This window comes from Pseudazoarcus sp. NS36, from assembly GCF_059703705.1.
Window position 1 is genome coordinate 197,947 of the sequence record NZ_BAAKJA010000002.1, and the last position, 22,233, is coordinate 220,179.

A 22,233-nucleotide genomic window follows, 5' to 3' on the forward strand; every position below is an offset into this window, starting at 1 on the left:
TTTTTCATTTCCGACAAAGCAGTTGCAGCCCGGCGCACACCGAAGGAAACTGCCGCCATGCACAAAAGTACGGACACCGAAGCCCTGCGCAGTCACTGGCGACGCAATTGCCGGCTCACCGGCGCACTGCTGCTGCTGTGGCTCACGCTCGTACTGGGCACAGCCCTGTTCGCACGCGAGATCAACGAATACACCCTGTTCGGCGTCCCGTTGGCGTTCTACATCTTTGCCCAGGGTGCCCCCATCCTGTTCCTGCTCATCATCGGCATTCATGCCCGACTGATGAATCGCCTTGATCGCCGCCATGCTCGCGCGCAGCAACACGACGCCGCCTGAAAATCTTTCGCGGCTTAAGGCTCTTGTAAGTTTCGACAAACATACTCTGAACCACGATGCTTCAGTCGTGGTTCTCCGAGAACACCCCGCGCCACAACGCGAAACCGGATTCCACGCATGCCGAAGAGTCACCAACCACTTCCACTGCGGACTTTTGCCCGCGTGCTTGCACCCCCGGTAGACATACCGGGGGTTTTTTTTGATTCATCTCAGCAAACAGGCGGATTTCCACCGCAAAGACTGCGCCCGTGAAATGGTCTCGGATATAGTTTTCAAAAGCACCTAATGCGCGGTCAGCACCATGATCCACCCGAGCCATATCGACGAAGTACGTTCCGCCCTACGCGCCACCGGGCTGCTGGTGATCGTGCTCATGCTGGTCCCGCTGCTACCGAAACCGGAGATCGTCCGCGGCCTCGCCAACTACCTGCCACTGCACACGGCACTGGAGGTCGGCGCCATCGCCGTCGCGGTGCTGGTCTTCGCCATTGGCTGGAACACCCATCGCCACATTGGCTCGTCCGGGATGCTGTGGCTGTCCTGCCTGTTTCTCGGAGTCGCACTCCTGGATCTGTCACACACCCTTTCATTCAGGGGCATGCCGGACTTCGTTACGCCCGGCGGCGCAGAGAAGTCGATCAACTTCTGGCTGGCTGCACGCACCCTGGCCGCCATTGCACTGCTGATCCTTGCTTTCACTCCGGCCGAACGGCACGGCCCATCGCGCAGCGCGGCGCTCGCAGCCGTGCTGGCTGCGGTGCTGGCTCTGCATGTGCCCTTCCTGCTGTTCCCGGAACACATGCCGCGCACCTTCATTGAGGGCCTCGGCCTTACGCCCCTCAAGATTGGATTCGAATACGCACTAATCGCGCTTTACCTGACAGCATCAGCGCGCTTCGCGCTACAGACGCTACACCCTCGTCAGGGGCATGCCAGTGGACTCTTCGCCGCTACCGCGGCGATGGCAATGAGCGAATTTCTGTTCACTCTGTATGCCGATGTCGGCGACCTCTACAACCTGCTCGGCCATCTCTACAAGGTGGTGGCCTACGCCTTTCTGTACCGCGCGATGTTCGTCGAGAACGTGCAGCGCCCCTTCGTCGAGCTTGCGCTTTCCCGTCAGCAGCTGCAGGCCACCATCGAAGCCCTGCCAGACCTGTTGATCGAGATGGATGAAACCGGCCGCTACCTGTCGATCCATGCCAGCGACCCTCAACAGCTGGTCGGCACACCCTCCGCGCTGATAGGCCACAGCGTCACGGAACTCCTACCACCGGACGCTGCCAGCAAGACACTGAGCGCCATCAAAAATGCCGCACTGGTCGGCCACGCCCATGGCGTGCGTATTTGCTTGCCGCAGGACGGCGGGCTGAGGCATTTCGAGCTGTCGGTGTCACGTCTGGACCCTGTGGAGCATGAACTCACGCGCTTCCTCGTGCTGTCGCGTGACATCACCCGTATGGTCGAACAGGAGCAGGCGCTGGAGCACGAGGCGCGTCTGAACGACGCGCTGCTACGCATCTCGGATGAAGCCAACCGCAGCGACGAGGAGGCCTTGCTCGAACACGGCGCTCAGCACGCCATGCTCTTGACCGACAGTCGCTTCGCCGCAGTCTTCTTGGTCAGCGAGGACGGGCGCAGCCTGCAGTTGGGCGCACTTTCCCACAGCGGTCGCCTGCCGCCACCATGCCTGCTGGCCGAGGCCGGACTGAGCGGCGAGGCGCTGATGAACCGCCAACCGCGTGTGCTGCGCGCCGACGAATTGCGCCAGCTGCCGCCCTGCATGGCCGCCTTCTACACTGCACGCGAGCGCGCTGTACTGGTACCGGTCTGGGACGATCACCGCCCGCGCATGCTGCTGTGCGTGCTTGACCGGGCCCAGCCGTACAGGCCGCGCGACCTGCGTACGCTCGAGGTGCTTGGCGATGCGCTGTGGCAGAACATCCAGCGCCGACGCCAGCGCCACACGATCCTGAGGCTGTCCTCAGCCGTGTCGGAGAGCCCCTTTCCGGTGATCATCACCGACCCAGACAAGCGCATCGAATACGTCAACCCAGCCTTCTGCAGAATGACCGGCTACAGCTCTGAAGAAGCTGTCGGGCAGACACCGAAGTTCCTCGCATCTGGCCGCACGCCGGCCAGCACCTATGCCGAGATGTGGGCGCAGCTCGCTCGCGGCGAAGCTTGGCAAGGCGAGTTCATCAACCGCCGCAAGGACGGCACAGAGTTCATCGAGGCGGCCACCGTCTACTCCCTGCGCAGCGCAGATGGCACCCTGATGCACTACATCGCCCACAAGGAAGACATCACTGCGCGCAAGGAAACGCTGGAACGCATCGAGCAATTGTCCGATTACGACCAGCTGACGGGCCTGCCCAACCGCAGCCTACTCGAACGCCGCTTCGCCGAGGCCGTCGGGCAGACCGGCCAGACCATCTCCGTGGCTTGGCTCGACTTGGACAACTTCAAGAACGTCAATGATTCGCTCGGCCACGCTGTAGGCGATGCACTGCTGCGCGAGGTAGCCAACCGGCTGCGCGCCGCCCTAGGTGACGATGCCACGCTGTCGCGCCAGTCCGGCGACGATTTCCTGCTGATCCTGCCCGGCGTTCGTCAGGAGCAGGCAGTACATATCGCGACCGAGCTGCTCGCCACGCTGCAGCAGCCCATTCCGCTGCCCGAGGGCAACCTCACCGTGAGCGGCTCGGTGGGTTTGGCGGCCTACCCAGCCGATGGCGACAGCCTCGAAGAACTTCTCGCCAATGCCGAATCAGCGATGTATCGCGTCAAGCAGGACGGTCGCAACGCTTTCCGTTTCTTCTCGCCAGAGATGCAGCAATACACTGCGCGTGCACTTTCACTGGCGTCAGCCCTGCATGGCGCGATCGAACGCGCCGAACTGCGGCTGGTGTACCAACCTCAGCTTTGCCTGCGCAGCAACCGCATCGTTGGCGCCGAAGCCCTGCTGCGCTGGAGCAGCCCGGAATGGGGTGAGGTCTCACCGGCAGAGTTCATACCCATCGCTGAATCCGGCGGGTTGATCGTGGGCATCAGCGACTGGGTGCTGCGTACGGCTGCGGCACAGGCACGTCACTGGCGCGAAGCCGGGCTGAAGAACATGACGGTGGCGGTGAATCTGTCGGCGGCTCAGTTCTCGCGCAGCGATCTGGTCAGCTCGATCACGCAGGCCGTGGAACAGAGCGGCGCCGAGCCGAGCGAGATCGAACTCGAACTCACCGAGGCAATCGCGCTGAAACACCCGGAAACCGCAATGCAGACCATGCACGCCCTGCGCTCGGCCGGTTTTCTGCTGGCCATCGACGACTTCGGCACCGGCTACTCGTCGATGAGCTACCTCAAGCGCTTTGCCGTGCACAAGCTGAAGATCGACCAGTCCTTCGTGCGCGACCTGGCGGCGGACCGCAACGATCAAGCCATCGTCACCGCCATCATCCAGATGGCGCACAGCCTCGGCATGACGGCCATCGCCGAAGGCGTGGAAACCCCCGAACAGCTGTCCTTCCTGCTGTCGCGGGGCTGCGACGAGCTACAGGGCTACTTCTTCAGCAAGCCACGCCCGGCCGACGACTTCCTGGCACTGGCGCTGGCGCAGCCGGGTAACACGACTTGAACGATTGCACTGCAAAACCCTCGCACCGCACGAACGAATCAATGCGTCAAGTGCTATAATCTGCGCCTTTTCCGACCCACCATCGAGGTGCCGCCTTGTCCCTCGCCGTCCAGCCCACGCTCGACATCGATACCTTCCACCCGCCGCATCGCATCCTGCTCGGCCCGGGCCCGTCCGACCTGCATCCGCAGGTCAAGTCGGCGCTGGCACAGGATGTCATCGGCTACCTGGATCCGATCTTCGTCACCATGATGGAAGAGCTCAAAACGCTGATGCGTTACGCCTTCCAGACCAAGAACGCCCTGACCTTCCCGATGTCCGGCCCCGGCTCGGTCGGCATGGAAGCGTGCTTCGTAAACCTCGTCGAGCCGGGTGACAAGGTCATCGTCTGCCGCAACGGCGTATTCGGCGGCCGCATGATCGAGAACGTCGAGCGCTGTGGCGGTACCGCCATCGTGGTCGAAGAAGACTGGGGCAAGCCGGTTGACCCGCAGAAGCTCGAAGATGCGTTGAAAGCCAACCCGGGGGTTTCGGTGGTGGCCTTCGTGCACGCCGAGACCTCGACCGGCGCGCAGTCCGATGCGCAAACCTTGTGCGATATCGCGCGCAAGTACGACGCACTGACCATCGTCGACACCGTCACCTCGCTCGGCGGCACCCCGGTGCTGATCGACGCCTGGGGTGTCGATGCCGTGTATTCGGCCACACAGAAGTGCCTGTCGTGCACCCCGGGCCTGTCGCCGGTCAGCTTCTCCGACCGCGCCATCGCCAAGCTCAAGGCGCGCAAGACGCGCGTGCAGAGCTGGTTCATGGACCTGAACCTGGTGCTCGACTACTGGAGTGCCGGTCAGCGCACCTACCACCACACCGCACCGGGCAACAGCCTCTACGGCCTGCACGAAGCCCTGCGCCTGCTCGCCGCTGAAGGCCTGGAGCACGCCTGGGCGCGCCACCAGCGTCATCACGAAGCACTCAAGGCCGGTCTCGACACGCTGGGCCTGAAGTTCGTCGTGGCCGAGGGGGCCCGCCTGCCGCAGATGAACGCGGTGTGGGTGCCGGAAGGCGTGGACGACAAGCTGGTGCGCCGCACTCTGCTCGACGAGTACTCGGTCGAAATCGGTGCCGGCCTCGGCCCGCTCGCCGGCAAGATCTGGCGCTTCGGCCTGATGGGCTACTCGGCGCGCGAAGAGAACGTGCTCGGTGCGCTGTCGGCCATGGAAATGGTGCTGGACGCGAACGGCGTCGCCGTCGAACAGGGCGCTGCCATCACTGCCGCCCAACGCGTGTTTGCGCAACAACACCATATCCCGCGTACTGCAGCCGCCTGATCGGCGCACCCCGCAGCAACCAAAAAGCCACGGCATGCCGTGGCTTTTTTTTCGTCCATCACGCTGCAAGCCCTCCCGCACCTCGGGCATCCGGTGCGCGTGATGACACCGCTACCGAAGGTCAGGCAAGGCCCACGCAAACAACAAAGAAAAACGCCGGGACTCGCCCGGCGTTTCTTGCGACAGCCCCTCACATCAGGAGCGCCACCACCTCACGGCATGGCGCTCAGGCACTCACCTCGGCCAGCGCGGCATTGAAGGTGGCACTGGGGCACATCACCGCCTTGCACTTGGCTGCATCCACGTGGAAGTAACCGCCGACGTCCACCGCCCTGCCCTGCACCTCCTTGAGTTCAGCGATGATGTTTTGCTCGCCCTTTTCCAGCGACTTCACCAATGGCGCAAAGAAGGCGGCCAGATCGGCATCCTCACTCTGCGCGGCCAGCGCCTGGGCCCAATACAGGGTCAGGTAGAACTGGCTGCCGCGGTTGTCCAGCTCGCCGGTGCGGCGCGACGGGGACTTGTCGAGTTCCAGCAGCTTGCCTGTGGCGTCATCCAGCGTCTTGGCGAGAATCTTGGCCTTGGCATTGTCGTTCTTGATGCCGAGCTCTTCCAGTGACACGGCCAGCGCCAGGAACTCGCCCAGGGAATCCCAGCGTAGGTGATTCTCTTCCACCAGCTGCTGCACATGCTTGGGCGCAGAACCGCCGGCACCGGTCTCGTACAGGCCGCCGCCGTTCATCAGCGGCACGATGGAGAGCATCTTCGCCGAGGTGCCCAACTCCATGATGGGGAACAGGTCGGTGAGGTAATCGCGCAGGATGTTGCCGGTGACCGAGATGGTATCGAGCCCGCGGGCGACGCGCTCCAGCGTGTAGCGCATGGCGCGCACCTGCGACATGATCTGGATGTCCAGCCCGCTGGTGTCGTGATCCTTGAGATAGGTCCTGACCTTCTTGATCACTTCGTTTTCATGCGGGCGATAGGGGTCGAGCCAGAAGATCGCCGGCATGCCGGAGTTGCGTGCGCGGGTCACGGCCAGCTTGACCCAGTCACGGATCGGCGCGTCCTTGACCTGGCACATGCGCCAGATGTCGCCGGCTTCCACGTTCTGCGACAGCAGCACTTCGCCGGTCGCGAGGTCGGTGATGTTGGCGACACCGGCCTCCGGAATCTCGTAGGTCTTGTCGTGGGAGCCGTACTCTTCTGCCTTCTGCGCCATCAGGCCCACGTTGGGCACGGTGCCCATGGTCTTCGGGTCGAAGTTGCCGTGCCATTTGCAGAAGTTGATCATCTCCTGGTAGATGCGGGCGAAGGTCGACTCCGGCATGACCGCCTTGCAGTCATGTGGCTTGCCGTCGGCGCCCCACATCTTGCCGCCCTGGCGGATCATGGCCGGCATCGAAGCATCGACGATGACGTCATTGGGCGAATGGAAGTTGGTGATGCCCTTGGCGGAATCCACCATGGCCAGCTCGGGGCGGTGCTCCTGGCAGGCGTGCAGGTCGCGGATGATCTCGTCGCGCTGGGACTCCGGCAGGGTTTTGATCTTATCGTAGAGGTCGACCATGCCGTTGTTGACGTTGATGCCCAGCTCGTCGAACAGCTTGCCGTGCTTCTCGAAAGCATCCCGGTAGTAGATCTTGACGCAGTGACCGAAGACAATGGGGTGCGAGACCTTCATCATCGTCGCCTTCACGTGCAGCGAGAACAGGATGCCGGCCTCGCGGCAGTCCTCGAGCTCCTTCTCGTAGAACTCGCACAGCGCCGTCTTGCTCATGAACATCGAATCGATGATCTCGCCGTCCTGCAGCGCAACCTTGGGCTTGAGCACAATGGTCTTGCCGGACGCGGTGATCAGCTCCATCTTCACGTCGCGCGCGCGGTCCAGCGTCATCGACTTCTCGCCGTGATAGAAGTCGCCGTGATGCATGTGCGAAACGTGAGTGCGCGACCACTGCTTCCACTCGCCCATCGAGTGCGGATGCTTCCTCGCGTAGTTCTTCACCGCCAGCGGCGCGCGGCGGTCAGAGTTGCCTTCGCGCAGCACCGGATTCACCGCAGACCCCAGACACTTGGAGTAGCGCGCCTTGATGGCCTTGTCTTCTTCGCTTTTCGGGTCTTCCGGGAAATCCGGCACCTTGTAGCCCTTGCCCTGCAGCTCCCTCACCGCAGCCTTCAACTGACCCACCGAAGCAGAGATGTTGGGCAGCTTGATGATGTTGGCGTCCGGCTGCAGCGTCAGCGCGCCCAGCTCCGCCAACGTGTTGGGCACTTTCTGGTCGTCAGTCAGGAACTCGGGGAACTCGGCCAGGATACGGCCGGCCAACGAGATGTCGGCCTCCTCGACCTTGATGCCGGCGGGCGCAGTAAAGGCACGGACCACCGGCAGAAAGGCGGCGGTCGCCAGCATCGGGGCTTCGTCGGTGATGGTGTAGAAGATGGTCGGCTGCTGCGACATTGCTTGTTTCTCCCTCATGGTCTGGGTGCGCGGATCGAACGATGGCGCGAACGGGGACAGCCCGTGGGCGCCATCGCGCCGAAAGACATGGAGAACGCGGGCCCGGCATGGAGAGCCAGCTTAGTCGCGACTGTCTCCCGCCCTGTGCGCAGCCACTTCCGGCACGCCCGCGGCCAGTCTGCCTCCGCGGCGCCTCACGACTCCCAAGCGACTTTCCGAGGCTCGCATTATAGCGCCGCGACTCCATCTGAACGCCAGCAGTAAAACCGGCTTTCACGATATGAAAAATTATAGCATATAAAAGATATAAGACTTGACTCGAGGCCGCGGGATGGCTTCGGCCATAGACCTTCAAATGACTCCGTTTCCAGCTGCACGTGAGGGCCGGCGAAGCGAGGATCCACGCGAACGCATCGGCGACTTTCATCCCTACTTCCGGAAGCGCCCTGCGCCCGACGCTTGAGCGTTAATGAAAAACGGGCCGCCGCACTCTGAAGTGCAGCAGCCCGCCCGGAGAGAACATGCCGACCAGAGGCCGGCGGGAGATCAGGCCAGACCGGGGTTACCGTCCATGCCCTTGAGTTTCGGCATGTTGATATCGACCTGACGGATGACCTTGCGGTCACGCAGGTAGCGGCTGACAACGTCCCACACCGGGGGGCCGGAATCACGCGCCGCTTCCGACACCGGCGCCCAGCCGGCGACCTTGTACGTTCTGGCGGGGTCAATGGGTTTGCCGTTCAGCATCATGTCGCTGATGCGCTTGCCCATGCCGGCGGTCGGATCACAGGCGTACTGCAAACCGCCGACGCGCACCATGTCGCCACCCTGCTGGTAATACGGATCAGGGTTGAAGAGGTTGTCGCAAACGTCTTCGAGCACGGTCTTGATCATTTCGCCGCTCATGTTCGTGACCGTAGTCCAGGGATAGGTAATGGCCGTCTGATCGAGCAGGTGCTCCATCGTGATGGTGTCACCCGGCAGCAGCGAAGTACCCCAGCGGAAGCCTGGCGAAAACGCGATCTCGGCATCCATCTCGGCCATCAGCGCATCGACCAGCAACTGGTCCCATGAACCATTGAAGTTGCCGCGCCGATACAGCAGGCCTTCGGTGACGGCGAGCTTTTCGGACAGCGTGTCCATGTACGGCGCACGCACCTTGTCGATCAGCGCCTGCATCTCGGGATCGGCCGGCAGCAGCTCGGAGAACACTGGCAGCAGCTTGTAGCGGAAGTCGCGCACCTTGCCGTCGCGCACGTCGAAATCCATGACGCCGAGAAACTTGCTGTTGGAGCCGGCGTTGGTCACCAGCGTCTTGCCGCCGGCATTCTCGACCACGGTTGGCGCCGGCACGCCATCGTGCGTGTGACCGCCGAAGATGGCGTCGATGCCGGTCACGCGGCTGGCCATCTTGATGTCCACATCCATGCCGTTATGCGACAGCACGACGACGACCTGCGCGCCCTCTGCGCCAGCGGCGTTGACCGCCTCCTGCATCTCGTTGTCACGAATGCCGAAAGTCCAGTCCGGCGTCAGCCAGCGCGGGTTGGCCACCGGCGTGTACGGGAAGGCCTGGCCGACAATGGCGACCGGAATGCCGTTGATGTTCTTGATGACGTAGGGCTTGAAAACGGGGTCTTCGAAATCGGTGGTCTTGACGTTCTGCGCGACGATGTCGATGTGTCCGGCGAAATCCTTCTCCTCGATTTCCTTGACGCGATCGGCGCCCAGCGTGCTCTCCCAATGCAGGGTCATGACATCCACGCCAAGCAGCTTGCAGGCGTCGACCATGTCCTGGCCATTGGTCCACAGCGCGGTGCCGGACCCCTGCCAGGTGTCGCCGCCGTCGAGCAGCAATGAGCCGGGGCGGCTAGCCTTGATGCGTTTGACCAGCGTGGCCAGATGCGCGAAGCCGCCAACCTTGCCGTAGTTGCGGGCAGCCTCGGTAAAGTTCAGATAGGTAAAGGCGTGCGCCTCGATGCTGCCGGGCTGGTAACCATAGTGTTTGAGCAGCGCGTCACCGACCATGTGCGGCGGCTGGCCAAGCATGTCGGCAACGCCGAGGTTGACGCTGGGTTCGCGGAAGTAGATCGGCATCAACTGGGCATGGCAGTCGGTGATATGAAGCAGACTGACATTGCCGAAGGGCGGCAGATCGTACAGCGCCTCGGCGGACTTCGCGGCGCGCGCGAAGTCGCTGGAGAGCGTCATTCCGCCCGCTGCAGCGACCGCAAGGAGCTGCATGAATTCACGACGGTTCATCGACATGGCGTAACCTTTTCGTTTTATATCAATGCCTTGAACAGACCAGCTCGAAGCATCAAGGCAAAAAAAGCCCGCGGCCTGCGCCGCGGGCCATGGTGCTGGGCTTACTTGTTGACCGGAGACTCCGGATCGAAGAGATACGCCATCACGTGGCGGATCTGCTCTTCGGTGAGGATGCCGCCGTAACCATTACGCGGCATGTCGCTGCACGCGTTGTAGGCCTTCGAGTTGTACAGCTTGCCCCAGGTGTACTTCACGATCTCGTCGGAACGACCGCGAACCTTGGCGTAGCCCTGCAGATTGGGACCGATCGTGCCGTAGGACATCTCGGCCGGGTCCAGACCATGGCAGTTGTAGCAACCGCCACCAACCGCGGAATCCGGCTTGTCCGACCAGGTCAGGCCGCGACCGCTGAACGCGATCTTGTACCCTTCCTTCCAGTTGCCGCCTTGCCAGTAGTTACCGTCAGAAGGCCATTTGATGGTCTTCATCTCGGCCGCTTCCAGCTCACGCGCACGCGCGTCGCTGAGCGCATCCGGGTCGGAGCAGGCTTTCTGGACCTCGTCCTGCTTCATGCGATCCATGGTCGCCTGGCCGGTGGCCTTGAACGACTCCTGGATCATCTTCTGCATCTTGTCGCCGCCGTGGTTGTCGGCGAACACCAGTCCGGCGCACAGCGCCAGAGGCGCAATCATCAGCATTTTCTTCATGGCCGTTCCTCCTCAGCGCTTGGCGGCGGGTGCGTTCATCTTGCCGCCGTTGGCCGTGCCGGCCATGTAGACGGACAGCGCGATGGTGACGTCCGAACCGTAGATCGGCTCGGCCGTGCGCTGCTGACGGTAGCAGTCATTCAGGCGGTGCTGCATGGTCCAGAACTGCGAGTTGGACACACGATACGCCGGCCACGAACCCCAGCCTGCCGCAGCACCTTCGTGCTTGGTCAGGTTGGGCAGATCCTGCATGCGGATCCGCTCACCGTCGCTCGAGTGGCACGTCGCGCAGGCGAAATCCATCGGGCCCGAGCGATACCAGAAGGTCTGCTGGCCCAGCTCGAACATCTCCTTCATCTTGGGATGATCGAGATCCACCTTGATGGTGTCACCGCGCGACTGGCCGACCACGTAGGCCACCAGCTCGGCCACCTTGCCACGCTCGCCCTGACGGAACTTGCCATTGATGATTTCCGCTGACGGAATGCCCTGCAGCGTCTCGATACAGGTCATCAGGCGCGACTCCAGATCCTGCACGCGACCGGTATCCTGGAAATAGCGCGGCATCTGGGCGTAGGCACCTGCCACCACGCCGGGACCAAGGCCCAGGTCACACTGCTCGAGCGTGGCGTTCTTGGGGCCACGCGGCGTAACCCACAGCTCTTCGCCGGCCATTTCATACAACTCGGCCGGGTTGCTGTCCTGGATCATCTGGCGATACTGCTCAAGCGCTGCGGCGGTATTGTCCGCAAATGCTCCGGACGACCCCCCTGCGATCGCGGCGGCAACGGCCGCTGTGACTATGCTTTTATTCATCGTCTCTCCTCCGGGTTAATGCTGGTAGTGCATTGCAATGCCTTGCGGTGACCGGGCTGCTTTGACGGCGAAACAGGTTCGCCAGCCTCCATCTGCCCGGCGCCGACCGGCATCAGCGAATCTGCACCTTGTCGGTACGCGACTCACCCTTGTTGTCCTTCCAGCTCACTTCGACGGTATCGCCCGAAGCGCCGCCCTTGAACTTGAACGACAGATAGGGGTTGGTCGACACCGACGGGCCCATCTCCGCATTGAGCACGACCTTGTCGTTGTGCTTGGCGGTCAGCTCGGTGATGTAGTGGGCCGGAATCGGCTGTCCGTCGCCACCGCGACGCTGACCGGTTTCCATCGGGTGCGACATCAGCACTCGAACTTCGGTGACGCCGTCCGCAGTGGCGGCGCGAATACGCATGGGTCCTGCCATGTTGATCTCCTTGTGTTCGTGAAACGCTTAGCCGCCGCAGCCGCCGAGGGTGACCTTGATTTCCTTCTTGGCCATGTAGTACTTGCCGTTCGCTTTCACGACGGCATACACGTCCGAGGTCTGACCCATCTTGATGCGCGTCTGCACCTCGCCCATCGTGCCTTCGGGCAGCATGAAGTTGGCCGCAACCATGTTCGGGTTCTTCTCGACCATGATCGAAACCGACTCGGTGCCCGGCAGCGCGCTGCTCACGCCCACCGGTACCACCGCGCCGTTCTCGGCGATGTCCGGCGCCACGATCTGCACCTGGTCGCTCGCTTCCGGCTTGCCTGCGCCGAGCGCGGCAAAAGCCTCGTCGATGGACTTGGCGTCGAACACCTTCTGGTCGCGCGCCAGCGCGCTACCCGGCTTGACCAGACCCGCGGCCACCAGCATGCCGAAGATTCCCAGTCCACCCCCGGTCTTGAGGGCATCCCTGCGTTGATGATTCATCCCGTCTCTCCTCTGAGTGAAGCTTGATTTACTGCGCCTTGGCGCCTGACAACAACCACTTGACGATCGCCTCGACTTCCTCGTCCGTCACGTGGCCCTGCGGCGGCATGGGGACGGGTCCCCATACGCCCATTCCACCTTTCCGAATCTTGTCTGCAAGATACGCCGCCGCGTCGGCCCGGTCGCGATGCTTTGCGACCACATCCTTGAGGCTCGGCCCGACGATACGCTTGTCCACACCGTGACAGGCGAGGCAACCCTTGGCCTTGGCTGCAGCATAGCCCTGACCGTCGTCCGCCGGCGCGGCCGCTGCGGGCTTGGCCGCCGGCTCCATCGTCTGCTGACCGCGCACCGGACCGACCACACGATTCTGATCCGCAAGGTTACCGTGCGCATCGCGCGCATGCTCGGGCAGCGCCGACACCAGCTCGACCTTGTTCTTGCAGTTAGTCATGCACGCGACGTTCTGTACATCAGGGATTCCCCCGTTGCCGAGGCCACCCTGCGCCGCAGACGCCCCCGGCCACATGCCGTGGTCGGTGGTCATGCCGTTGCGGTTGGGCATGCGCTGCTGCACTTCACGGATGGTCTGTTCATTCAACTCGTAGTCGAAGGGAATCACTTCGGCCAAGTTCAGCATGTAGGCCAGCAGCGCATACACGTCGTCGTCGGACAGCGACTTCGGCGCGGTCCATGGCATGGCGCGACGAATATAGTCGAACAGGGTCGTGATGGTCGGCACTTTCATCATCGTCGTGCGCTGCGGGAAGCCGCCTTCGGCCAACGCTCGCACACGCCCGGTCTTGATATCGTCCTGCGTGGTGCCGCCGACCAGCGGCGTGAACACCTCGTTGGACTCACCGAAAATGCCGTGACACGAGGCGCACTGGGCCTCCCACAGCACCTCACCATCGGCCGCCGTGCCTTTGCCGGCAGGCAGTCCCTTGAAGTCGGGACGCACGTCGATGTCCCAGGCCTGCACCTCTGCCGGCGTGGCCGTACGACCGATACCGGGATAGCCCTCGAAAGCCACCGCCGAGCTCACCCCTGCGGCCAGCGACAGCGCGATGAGCGTCTTAAAGTACCTGGACATTGCCCACCTCGCCCGATTCCGAAACCTTCCACGACTGGATGGCGTTGTTGTGATAGATCGACGACGAGCCACGCACCTTGCGCAACTGGCCGTAGCTCGGTTGCACGTAGCCGGTTTCGTCGACCGCGCGCGATTGCAGGATGTAGGGCTTGCCGTCCCACACCCAGTCGCAGTTGAAGCGCGTCAGCGCCTTGCTCTGCACCGGGCCCTCGATGCGCGCCGGCATCCAGTTGATGCCGCCGTCGACCGACACATCGACGCGCGTGACCTTACCGCGGCCGGACCACGCCAGACCGGTGATGTTGTGGAAACCCTTGTCCAGCAGGATCTGGCCCCCCGAGGGGCTGGTGATCACCGACTTGCACTCCTGCACCGACGTGTATTGGCGGTGCAGACCACCCGGCATCATGTCAATGTAGTGCACCGCCTCGTCCTTGGCGCCCCACGGCATGTCGCCTACTTCGATGCGGCGCAGCCACTTGACCCAGCTCACGCCCTGCACGCCCGGCACCACGAGTCGCAGCGGGTAGCCGTTCTCGGGGCGCATCATCTCGCCGTTCATGCCGTAGGCCACCAGCACCTCGCCGGACTCGACCATCTCCATCGGGATGGTGCGCGTCATCGACGAACCGTCGGCCCCCTCGGCGAGGATGTATCGGCCCTTCTTGTAGTCCGCGCCGCACATGTCGAGGATCAGCTTGAGCGGCACGCCGGTGAATTCCGAACAGGACAGCATGCCGTGGCTGTACTGCACCGTCGGCACGGCCACGTTGCCCCATTCCATGCCGGTGTTGGCGCCGCACTCGATGAAGTGGATGCGCGACACCGACGGCAGACGCATCAGGTCGTCCATGGTGTAGACCGCCTCGGTCTTGACCATGCCGTTGATCATCAGACGGTGACGGTTGGGGTCAACGTCATGCCAGCCCTGGTGGTGGCGCTCAAAGTGCAGGCCGGACGGCGTGATGATGCCGAACAGCCCCTGCAGCGGCGCAAAGCTCACCGAGGAACCCGGTACGCGCGTCAGACCGGGGCTTTCGCGGCGTACCAGACCCGCCTCGTACTTCGAAGGCATGCCGTACGGGTTGGTAGCCACCGGCTGACCCAGTGTGGTGGACCACTCCGGCAGATTCAGGATCGCCGGGTCACCGGCGCTCTTGCTGGCGGTTGCCATGGCGACCGGCGCAGCCATGGCGGCACCGGCGGCGAGAAAGGCATTGCGCAGGAAGTCACGACGCCCGGCCGCAACCTCCTTGATCTGCTCCCCGCTCAGAAAATTCTCCGGAGCCGGGCGAATACGGCCGGGCCGGAACTCTGGGTGTGTCATTCCTTGCATCTCCAGTGGTACGGACAGTTCATTCGGCCTTGCCGGCCAATTCTTCTTCCAGACGCCGCAGCGTTGCACGACGCGGCTGATCAACGTCGCTGCGCGCCGCGATGGTCACGCACACCGTGCGGCACATGTCCTTGAAGTTGGCGTCGCAGATCCAGTAGAAGACCTGACTGCCTTCGCGCCGCCGATCCACAATGCGCGCGCGGTAAAGCATGTTCAGGTGGCGCGAGGTATTGGCCTGCGTCAGCTCGGTGCGCTCGACAATGTCGTTGACCGGCAACTCGGCATCGCACAAGGCGTGGAGGATGCGCAGCCGCGCCGGCTCGGACAGCAGGCCGAAATAATCAGCCACGCTTTCAAAGACTTTTGAGAGCTCATCCATTCTGTTTATCCTTACATGCAGCATGTTTATACGACTATATGAGCATGCACTCATATGGTCAACGGAAAAGTTCCACTCGGGACGTTCTTTTTTCCGACCGTGCGGTGTAAGTTTCAAGGTGCAACACTAGGCCACCCCGCCAAACGCAAACGCCAGCGCGGGATCGACCGCTTTGAGCCACGTAGCAAGGAGGAGACACCCCCATGAAAGCCCGACTCATCATTGCGGCAAGCTGCCTGGTCGGCATGTCCGGCATGGCATCCGCCGAGTATCCGAACTCGGCACGCGACCTGGCCGCGACCTGTGCCAACTGCCACGGCACCAACGGCCACAGCGTCGGCGGTTCCGACGCGCTGGCGGGCGTGCCGGCCGCCAACATCCTGCAGAAGCTGCAGGAATTCCGCGACGGCGACCGCCCGGCGACGATCATGCATCAGATCGCCAAGGGCTACACCGAAGATCAACTCAAGCTGGTCGCGGACTATTTCGCGGCGCAGAAGTAAGCGGGGGACACGAACATGGTCAATCGACGCAAGTTCCTGAAAACGGCCGGAGCCTTCACTGCCGGCACCGCGGCCTTCGGCACGGCACAGGCCAACGACCTGCTTGAGGCCGGTCGCAACCTGCTGCGCGATCTGGGCAAGAAGGACGAGCCCAAACCGGCCGCTGCGCCCGCTGCTGCACCGGCCCCGGTCAAGGCCGGCGGCCATGTCGTCATCGTCGGCGGCGGCTATGGCGGCGCCACGGCAGCCAAGTACATCCGCATGTGGAGCAACGAGACAGTCAAGGTCACGCTGGTCGAGCGCAACACGCAGTTCACGTCGTGCCCGATCTCCAACCTGGTCATCGGCGGCATCAAGCAGCTCGAAGACATCACGGTCAGCTATGACAACCTGCGCAGCAAGTGGGGCGTGGAAGTGATCACCGACGAAGTCATCGGCATCGACGTTGCCCGCCGCCAGGTTCGCCTGGGCCGTGGCGCGACGCTAGGCTACGACAGGCTCGTGCTGTCACCGGGCGTGGATTTCATGCCCGACCGCGTTGCCGGCCTGACCGGCAACGAACACCTCGTGCCGCACGCCTGGAAGGCCGGGCCGCAGACAGTGCTGCTGCGCCGTCAGCTCGAAGCCATGCCCGACGGCGGGGTGTACGCCATGCACATCCCGCAGGCACCCTACCGCTGCCCGCCGGGACCGTACGAGCGGGCCTGCATGGTCGCCAACTACTTCAAGCAGCACAAACCCAAGTCCAAGGTGCTGGTGCTCGACGCCAACCCGGACATCACCTCCAAGAAAGGCCTGTTCATGAAGGCCTGGGAAGACCACTACAAGGGCATGATCGACTACCAGCCGAACAGCCGCCTGATGTCGGTCAACGCCGCCGCCCGCACCGCGGAGCTGGAGTTCGGCAACGTCAAGGCGGATGTGCTCAACGTCATCCCGCCGATGCGCGCCGGACGGCTCGCCGACTTCCTCGGCGTCGACCTGGCCAACGACCGCTGGGTGGATGTCGATTTCCGCACCCTGGAAGTCAAAGGCCTGCCGGGTGTGCATGTGCTCGGTGACGCCACGCTGTCGGCCCCGGCCATGCCCAAATCCGGCCACATGGCCAACCAGCACGCCAAGGTTGCGGCCGCTGCAATCATCGAAATGCTGGCCGGCCGCGAGCCCAATCCGTCGCCGGTGGTGATGAACACCTGCTACAGCTTCGTCGACAGCGAAAACGTAGTGCACGTCGCCTCGGTGCACCAGTGGAACGCCGAGAAGGGCACCCTGCTGGCGGTGCCGGGCTCGGGCGGGGTGTCGGCGGCGGCAAGCAAGCTCGAAGGCCGCCACGCCATGTCCTGGGCGCAAAACATCTGGGCCGACATGCTGGCCTGATCATTCCGCACCCGGCAACGCAAAGGGGCGCCGCAAGGCGCCCCTTTTTCATTGCTTGCCTGCTCAGTCGAGCGAACTGACGTACACCGCCACGGCCTTGATTTCCAGCGCGGTCAGCTTGCCGGCAATGCTTGCCATGACGGGATCGCCCCCTGCCGCGAAGGCCTTCAGGCGATTCTCGATGTAGCGCGGAATCTGGCTGGCCAGCCTCGGCATCTGGGCGCTGCCGTGGCCGTCCAGGCCATGGCAGCTGGCGCAGGACGGCACACCGGAATATTCGTTGCCACGGGTGTAGATGAAGCGCCCGACTTCAAGCAGGCCCGGGTCGTCGGTGACGTTTCCGGTGGTCGGCTTCTTCTCGAAGAAGACTCCCAGCGCGAGCATGTCCTGTTCGTTCAGCTCGGCCACGGCGCCCTGCATCATGCTGCTCTTGCGCGTGCCGCTCTTGAACGCCTCGAGTTGCCGCACGATGTACTGATAGTGCTGGCCGGCCAGTCGCGGAAACAGCTTGGTCGAACTCTCACCGTTCGGACCATGGCACATGAAACAGCTGCCCGTGTGAATGCTCTCGGCACGCGCCAGATCCACTGCGGGCGGTTCGGCCGCATATACCGCGCCCGCCGACGCAAACGCCATCACAGCCATACGCATCTGCTTGCTGCCCATCGCCCCTCCTCTTCACGCCTGAACACGGCCCGACCACTCTGCGGCGGCCTGCGTAGCAGAACAGCGCGAAGAATATCAGACAATTCTGATGCAGCAAGAACGCCTGTTCACCAACCGTGCTCGATGATCCACGGAGGCGTCCGTTGCATCAGGGCTGCACGGACATAAGGCACGGTGGCCTCGGGCAGCGCATCGCGCGCATGCCAGGCCAGCGCGTCGCATTTCTCCGGCTCGGCGATGACAGGCTCGCCGTGCCAGTGCGAAGCGCGCAGGAAGAAGTCGATACGATTGGTGTCGGACTTGCGGTGCACGACGCCTAACATGTGCAGCGCTTCGTCCGCCAGCACGATACCCAGCTCCTCGGCCACCTCGCGACAGGCCGCGCTGCGCAACGATTCACCGTCTTCGACGTGCCCGCCGGGCAAGCACCACAGGCCGTCAAAGAAGCCGGTTCCGGCGCGCCGCATCAGCAACACCCGGCCGTCGCGCTCAAGCAGTACATGCACCCCGGTCGGGATGCCGGCATGCCCCGCCATCAGGCCTTTCCGGTACTGCCGAATCCACCCTCGCCGCGCTCGCTGGCATCGAAGCTTTCAACAAAATTGAAACCCACCTGCAGCACCGGCACGACCACCAGCTGGGCAATGCGCTCCATGGGCTGGATGGTGAAGCTGGCGTGTCCGCGGTTCCACACCGACACGAAGATCTGGCCCTGGTAGTCCGAATCGATCAGCCCCACCAGATTGCCCAGCACGATGCCGTGCTTGTGCCCCAGCCCCGAGCGCGGCAACACCATGGCCGCCGTGCCGGCGTCGGCCAGATGGATGGCAATGCCGCTGGGTACCAGTGAAGTCTCGCCCGGATGCAGTTCGATCGGCGCGTCAATGCAGGCGCGCAGGTCGAGACCGGCCGAGCCGGCCGTGGCATAGGCGGGAGGGCTGGCGCGCAGGCGCTCATCAAGGATGCGGACGTCGATCTGGGGCATGGCGGATTCCGTTCAGCGGCGCGCCGCAAGCATGGGCGCAAGGTGGTCGATGATCTGGCGGGCAATGGTGTCTTTCGGGGCGCGCGGCAACGGGTGCGCACCGGTCGCGTCGTACAGCGTGACCACGTTGTCGTCGGCACCCAGCCCGTCCTGCACGAGGTTACCGACCACGAGATCGAGCTTCTTGGCCACACGCTTGCCTTCGGCGTAGCGGTCCAGCTCGCGGCTCTCGGCGGCAAAGCCCACGCACAACGGCGCATCGGGACGCGCGGCGACTTCGGCGAGGATATCCGGGTTCGGCACCAGCGTGATGCTGCGTACCTCTCCCGATTTCTTGATCTTGTGCTCTGCGGCATTCTCCGGCCGGTAGTCGGCCACCGCGGCAACGCCAATGAACACGCTCGCGCCCGACAAGGCACCGGCGACCGCCTCGCGCATTTCCAGCGCACTGCGCACATTCACGCGATGTACGCCGAGTGGCGTGGTCAGCGCAGTCGGTCCGGCCACCAGCACCACCTCGGCACCGGCCCGCTGGCAGGCCTGCGCCAACGCGAAACCCATCTTGCCGGAACTGGAATTGGTGATGCCGCGCACCGGATCGATGGCCTCGAAGGTCGGCCCGGCGGTGAGCACCACCTTGCGCCCGGCGAGCTGTTTGGGGCTGAAGAAGGCCCACAGGTGCTCGAACAGTTCTTCGGCTTCGAGCATGCGCCCGAGGCCGACTTCCCCACAGGCCTGCTCTCCGGCGGCGGGGCCGAGCACCACGGCGCCGTCCTCGCGCAACTGCGCGACGTTGCGGCGCGTGGCCGGGTGCTCCCACATCTGGCGGTTCATGGCTGGCGCAACCAGCAGCGGGCAGTCGCGCGCGAGGCACAGCGTGGTGAGCAGGTCATCGGCCCGCCCCTGCACCAGCTTGGCGATCACGTCGGCCGTGGCCGGCGCGACGAGAATGGCGTCGGCGTCGCGCGACAGGTCAATGTGCGCCATGTTGTTGGCCATGCGCGGATCCCACAGATCGGTCCACACCGGATTGCCCGACAGCGCCTGGAAGGTCACCGCGGTGACGAAGCGCGCGCCGCCCTCTGTCAGCACCACATGCACGTCGGCGCCGGCCTTGACCAGCAGGCGTACCAGTTCGGCCGACTTGTAGGCGGCCACGCCACCGGTCACGCCTACCACAATCTTGCGTCCCGCGAGCTCGCTCATGTCAGATGCATTACCATTCAAACGTCATCAAAACGGAGTCGCACCATGGCGATCACCGACTGGCCCGAAGACGAACGTCCACGCGAGAAGCTGCTCGCACGCGGTGCAGCTGCGCTGTCCGACGCCGAACTGTTGGCGGTCTTTCTGCGCGTCGGCATGCGCGGCATGAGCGCAGTCGATCTGGCGCGCGATCTGATCACGCGCTTCGGCTCGCTGACCCGGCTATGCGCCGCCTCTGCAGCCGAGTTTTCGGCCGTCCCGGGCATGGGAACGGCCAAGTATGCCCAACTGCAAGCCGTGATGGAACTGGCGCGCCGGGCGCTGGCCGAGCAGATGAACGATCGTGACCTGTTCGATTCGCCGCGCGCCGTGCGCGACTGGCTGCGCCTGAAGATCGGCGCCCTGCCGCATGAAGTGTTCATGGTGCTGCTGCTCGACGCGCGCAACAGCCTGATCGCGGCGGTCGAACTGTTTCGGGGCACGCTCACGCAGACCAGCGTCTACCCGCGCGAAGTCGTCAAGCTGGCGCTGGCGCACAACGCCGCGGCGGTGATCTTTGCCCACAACCATCCGTCCGGCGCACGCGAGCCGAGCACCGCCGACGAAACGCTGACACGCACGCTCAAGCACGCGCTGGATCTGGTCGACGTGCGCGTGCTTGACCACTTCGTGGTGACCGCCCACGCCGACCCGGTGTCGTTTGCCGAGCGCGGGCTGGTGTAGGCGGCAAACAGCGCGCTTACTCCGCCACCAGTTCCAGCGTGTCGCCGCCCAAGGCCACTTTCTGGCCGACGCGCAGCTTGGCCCGCTTGCGCGACTCGACCTTGCCGTCGACCCGCACACGCCCCGCCTCGACCGCAGCATGCGCTTCCCCGCCACTGCTCACCCAGCCAACGGCCTTGAGCAACTGATCGAGCTGGATGTGATCACCCTTTACAGCGAATGTCGCGCTCACCTTGTGGTCCCCTTTAGAATTCCGTGCATGAGCCTACACCAAGCGGACACCTTGCCCGACCTCGCGACGATTGACGCTGCCATCGCGCAGGCCGGAACGTCCGGCGCCCTTCACACGATCCGCACCGAGCAGACCTTCATCGACGACTGCGGCATCCGCTTTCTGGTGCGCTGGGCCTCGACCCTCGCGACCAAGGATGCCGCGCGCAAGCCGGTTGCCAGCGCCACGCCGACCAACCCGTTCCTGCCGCCAGAGCCGGCGCTGACCATTGGTGCGGCAGGCGCACAGCACCTTCTGGTGCTGAACAAATTTCCGGTCATCGAACGGCATCTGCTGATCGTCACGCGCGCATACGAAGACCAGACCACCCCGCTGAGCCGCGCCGACTTCGACGCACTCGCAGCCGTCATGCAGGCGCTGGGTGGCCTGGGCTTCTACAACGGCGGCGAAGAGGCCGGCGCCAGCCAGCGCCACAAGCATCTGCAGTGGATTCCGGAATCTCCTCAGAGCGACTGCCTGCGCAGCATGACGGCGGCTCTGGCCGTCGGCATGCCGCCGCTGACCGTGGTGCGTCACCCGCTGCTCAACTGGTGCCACGCTTTCATCCGGCTCAGCCCCGGCACCCGCGGGAACGAACTGAACGAAGCCTTTGCGCGGGGCGCTGAGCTGTGTGGACTGCGCCCCCGCAATGGCCACATGCCGCCCTACAACCTGCTGGCCAACGACGAATGGATGCTGGTCGTGCCGCGCCGCACGGAACGCTGCAACGGCATCTCGATCAACGCCCTGGGATTTGCAGGCTCGATGTTCGTGCGAAAACGCGAAGACATCGACCAGGTGCGTGCGGTCGGGCCACTGGCGATGCTGTCGGCAGTAGCTAGCTGATCCGGGCGGGCGCGACGCCCGGCCTACGCCGCGTGCGGCAGATCAAATACCGGCAGCGGCGGCAGGCCGATGGTGGCGCGCAGTTCGTCGCACTTGGGATTCGGCGTACCGTCCTCGAAATACACCGGAAACTCGCGACACGGCGTGGGGCGGTTCTCATAGATCGTGCACATCACGCTGCTGCCCACCTCGCCCGCCAGCGCACTGCAGCGACGCGGCACGCTGTTGCTGCCTTTCATGCAGCGCATGTGCTCGTTGAGCTTTTCGGTCATGTCGGTCGGCACGCAACCACCCGGCGCGTCATCCCCCTCGGCCCAGTAGAACGAGATGCGGAAATGCGTGCAGCAGATGCCACAGGTCATGCAGGGGTTGTAGTCGCTCATGT

The 22,233-nt window shown here is 63.8% G+C and carries 22 protein-coding genes; 7 read left to right on the plus strand and 15 right to left on the minus strand.

The annotated features are described in order from the left end of the window. The first annotated feature begins 57 nt into the window (after window positions 1–57). The 3 genes from AC6H0R_RS04035 to AC6H0R_RS04045 all read left to right on the plus strand — a co-directional run bounded on the left by AC6H0R_RS04035 (window position 58) and on the right by AC6H0R_RS04045 (window position 5,295). Window positions 58–336, plus strand: coding sequence for a DUF4212 domain-containing protein (locus AC6H0R_RS04035; protein WP_497580054.1), 279 nt, complete (start codon window positions 58–60; stop codon window positions 334–336). A gap of 301 nt (window positions 337–637) precedes the next feature. Continuing rightward, a complete protein-coding gene (locus AC6H0R_RS04040) occupies window positions 638–3,967 on the plus strand; it encodes a bifunctional diguanylate cyclase/phosphodiesterase (protein WP_497580055.1) in 3,330 nt (1,109 codons plus the stop codon). A 95-nt stretch (window positions 3,968–4,062) separates the two neighbouring features. Beyond that, window positions 4,063–5,295 carry a pyridoxal-phosphate-dependent aminotransferase family protein gene (locus AC6H0R_RS04045; protein ID WP_497580056.1) on the plus strand — a complete coding sequence of 411 codons (1,233 nt, stop codon included), beginning with the start codon at window positions 4,063–4,065 and terminating at the stop codon, window positions 5,293–5,295. Between the two features lie 226 nt (window positions 5,296–5,521). Here AC6H0R_RS04045 and AC6H0R_RS04050 read toward each other — a convergent pair whose 3' ends face one another. The 9 genes from AC6H0R_RS04050 to AC6H0R_RS04090 form a co-directional block, all read right to left on the minus strand. Then, window positions 5,522–7,756, minus strand: a complete 2,235-nt coding sequence (locus AC6H0R_RS04050; RefSeq protein WP_497580057.1) for an NADP-dependent isocitrate dehydrogenase — start codon at window positions 7,754–7,756, stop codon at window positions 5,522–5,524. Between the two features lie 546 nt (window positions 7,757–8,302). Beyond that, the gene (soxB, locus tag AC6H0R_RS04055; protein ID WP_497580058.1) at window positions 8,303–10,024 is read right to left on the minus strand and encodes a thiosulfohydrolase SoxB; all 1,722 of its coding nucleotides are present in this window, start codon (window positions 10,022–10,024) and stop codon (window positions 8,303–8,305) included. 101 nt (window positions 10,025–10,125) lie between these two features. Next, window positions 10,126–10,731: a sulfur oxidation c-type cytochrome SoxX gene (gene soxX / locus AC6H0R_RS04060; protein WP_497580059.1), complete on the minus strand. Its 606-nt coding sequence runs from the start codon at window positions 10,729–10,731 to the stop codon at window positions 10,126–10,128. A 12-nt stretch (window positions 10,732–10,743) separates the two neighbouring features. After that, on the minus strand, window positions 10,744–11,547 hold the full coding sequence (gene soxA, locus AC6H0R_RS04065; protein ID WP_497580060.1) for a sulfur oxidation c-type cytochrome SoxA: 804 nt from the start codon (window positions 11,545–11,547) through the stop codon (window positions 10,744–10,746). A 112-nt stretch (window positions 11,548–11,659) separates the two neighbouring features. Further along, window positions 11,660–11,971, minus strand: a complete 312-nt coding sequence (gene soxZ, locus AC6H0R_RS04070) for a thiosulfate oxidation carrier complex protein SoxZ (RefSeq protein WP_497580061.1) — start codon at window positions 11,969–11,971, stop codon at window positions 11,660–11,662. A gap of 27 nt (window positions 11,972–11,998) precedes the next feature. Further along, window positions 11,999–12,463, minus strand: a complete 465-nt coding sequence (gene soxY / locus AC6H0R_RS04075) for a thiosulfate oxidation carrier protein SoxY (protein WP_497580062.1) — start codon at window positions 12,461–12,463, stop codon at window positions 11,999–12,001. 28 nt (window positions 12,464–12,491) lie between these two features. Beyond that, entirely contained in the window at window positions 12,492–13,556 is a 1,065-nt protein-coding gene (locus AC6H0R_RS04080) for a c-type cytochrome (protein ID WP_497580063.1), read from the minus strand. After that, window positions 13,540–14,883: a sulfite dehydrogenase gene (soxC, locus tag AC6H0R_RS04085; RefSeq protein ID WP_497580064.1), complete on the minus strand. Its 1,344-nt coding sequence runs from the start codon at window positions 14,881–14,883 to the stop codon at window positions 13,540–13,542. The genes AC6H0R_RS04080 and soxC overlap by 17 nt, the downstream gene beginning before the upstream one ends. Before the next feature lie 28 nt (window positions 14,884–14,911). Beyond that, window positions 14,912–15,271 (minus strand): ArsR/SmtB family transcription factor, encoded by a 360-nt coding sequence (locus AC6H0R_RS04090; protein ID WP_497572184.1) that lies wholly within the window; start codon window positions 15,269–15,271, stop codon window positions 14,912–14,914. A 203-nt stretch (window positions 15,272–15,474) separates the two neighbouring features. On the opposite strand from AC6H0R_RS04090, the gene AC6H0R_RS04095 reads away from it, so the two are divergent. Together AC6H0R_RS04095 and AC6H0R_RS04100 are read left to right on the plus strand one after the other, a co-directional pair. Further along, window positions 15,475–15,774: a c-type cytochrome gene (locus AC6H0R_RS04095; RefSeq protein WP_497580065.1), complete on the plus strand. Its 300-nt coding sequence runs from the start codon at window positions 15,475–15,477 to the stop codon at window positions 15,772–15,774. A 15-nt stretch (window positions 15,775–15,789) separates the two neighbouring features. Beyond that, on the plus strand, window positions 15,790–17,151 hold the full coding sequence (locus AC6H0R_RS04100; protein ID WP_497580066.1) for an FCSD flavin-binding domain-containing protein: 1,362 nt from the start codon (window positions 15,790–15,792) through the stop codon (window positions 17,149–17,151). 63 nt (window positions 17,152–17,214) lie between these two features. On the opposite strand, the gene AC6H0R_RS04105 is transcribed toward AC6H0R_RS04100, so the two are convergent. The 4 genes from AC6H0R_RS04105 to coaBC all read right to left on the minus strand — a co-directional run bounded on the left by AC6H0R_RS04105 (window position 17,215) and on the right by coaBC (window position 20,008). Beyond that, window positions 17,215–17,817, minus strand: coding sequence for a c-type cytochrome (locus AC6H0R_RS04105; protein ID WP_497580067.1), 603 nt, complete (start codon window positions 17,815–17,817; stop codon window positions 17,215–17,217). A 107-nt stretch (window positions 17,818–17,924) separates the two neighbouring features. Beyond that, a complete protein-coding gene (locus tag AC6H0R_RS04110) occupies window positions 17,925–18,353 on the minus strand; it encodes an NUDIX hydrolase (protein WP_497580068.1) in 429 nt (142 codons plus the stop codon). Beyond that, window positions 18,353–18,802 (minus strand): dUTP diphosphatase, encoded by a 450-nt coding sequence (gene dut, locus AC6H0R_RS04115; protein WP_497580069.1) that lies wholly within the window; start codon window positions 18,800–18,802, stop codon window positions 18,353–18,355. The genes AC6H0R_RS04110 and dut overlap by 1 nt, the downstream gene beginning before the upstream one ends. A gap of 12 nt (window positions 18,803–18,814) precedes the next feature. After that, complete coding sequence (coaBC, locus tag AC6H0R_RS04120; protein WP_497580070.1) at window positions 18,815–20,008, minus strand: bifunctional phosphopantothenoylcysteine decarboxylase/phosphopantothenate--cysteine ligase CoaBC; 1,194 nt, start codon at window positions 20,006–20,008, stop codon at window positions 18,815–18,817. Between the two features lie 45 nt (window positions 20,009–20,053). Between coaBC and radC the strand changes: the two genes are divergently transcribed. Further along, a complete protein-coding gene (gene radC / locus AC6H0R_RS04125; RefSeq protein WP_497580071.1) occupies window positions 20,054–20,731 on the plus strand; it encodes a RadC family protein in 678 nt (225 codons plus the stop codon). 16 nt (window positions 20,732–20,747) lie between these two features. Here the strand turns inward: radC and AC6H0R_RS04130 are convergent, their stop codons facing one another. Then, on the minus strand, window positions 20,748–20,963 hold the full coding sequence (locus AC6H0R_RS04130; RefSeq protein ID WP_497580072.1) for an RNA-binding S4 domain-containing protein: 216 nt from the start codon (window positions 20,961–20,963) through the stop codon (window positions 20,748–20,750). Window positions 20,964–20,990: 27 nt separating this feature from the next. Between AC6H0R_RS04130 and AC6H0R_RS04135 the strand changes: the two genes are divergently transcribed. Beyond that, window positions 20,991–21,848: an ATP adenylyltransferase family protein gene (locus AC6H0R_RS04135; RefSeq protein WP_497580073.1), complete on the plus strand. Its 858-nt coding sequence runs from the start codon at window positions 20,991–20,993 to the stop codon at window positions 21,846–21,848. 23 nt (window positions 21,849–21,871) lie between these two features. Here the strand turns inward: AC6H0R_RS04135 and AC6H0R_RS04140 are convergent, their stop codons facing one another. After that, window positions 21,872–22,231, minus strand: coding sequence for a YkgJ family cysteine cluster protein (locus tag AC6H0R_RS04140; RefSeq protein ID WP_497580074.1), 360 nt, complete (start codon window positions 22,229–22,231; stop codon window positions 21,872–21,874). Window positions 22,232–22,233: the final 2 nt, after the last annotated feature.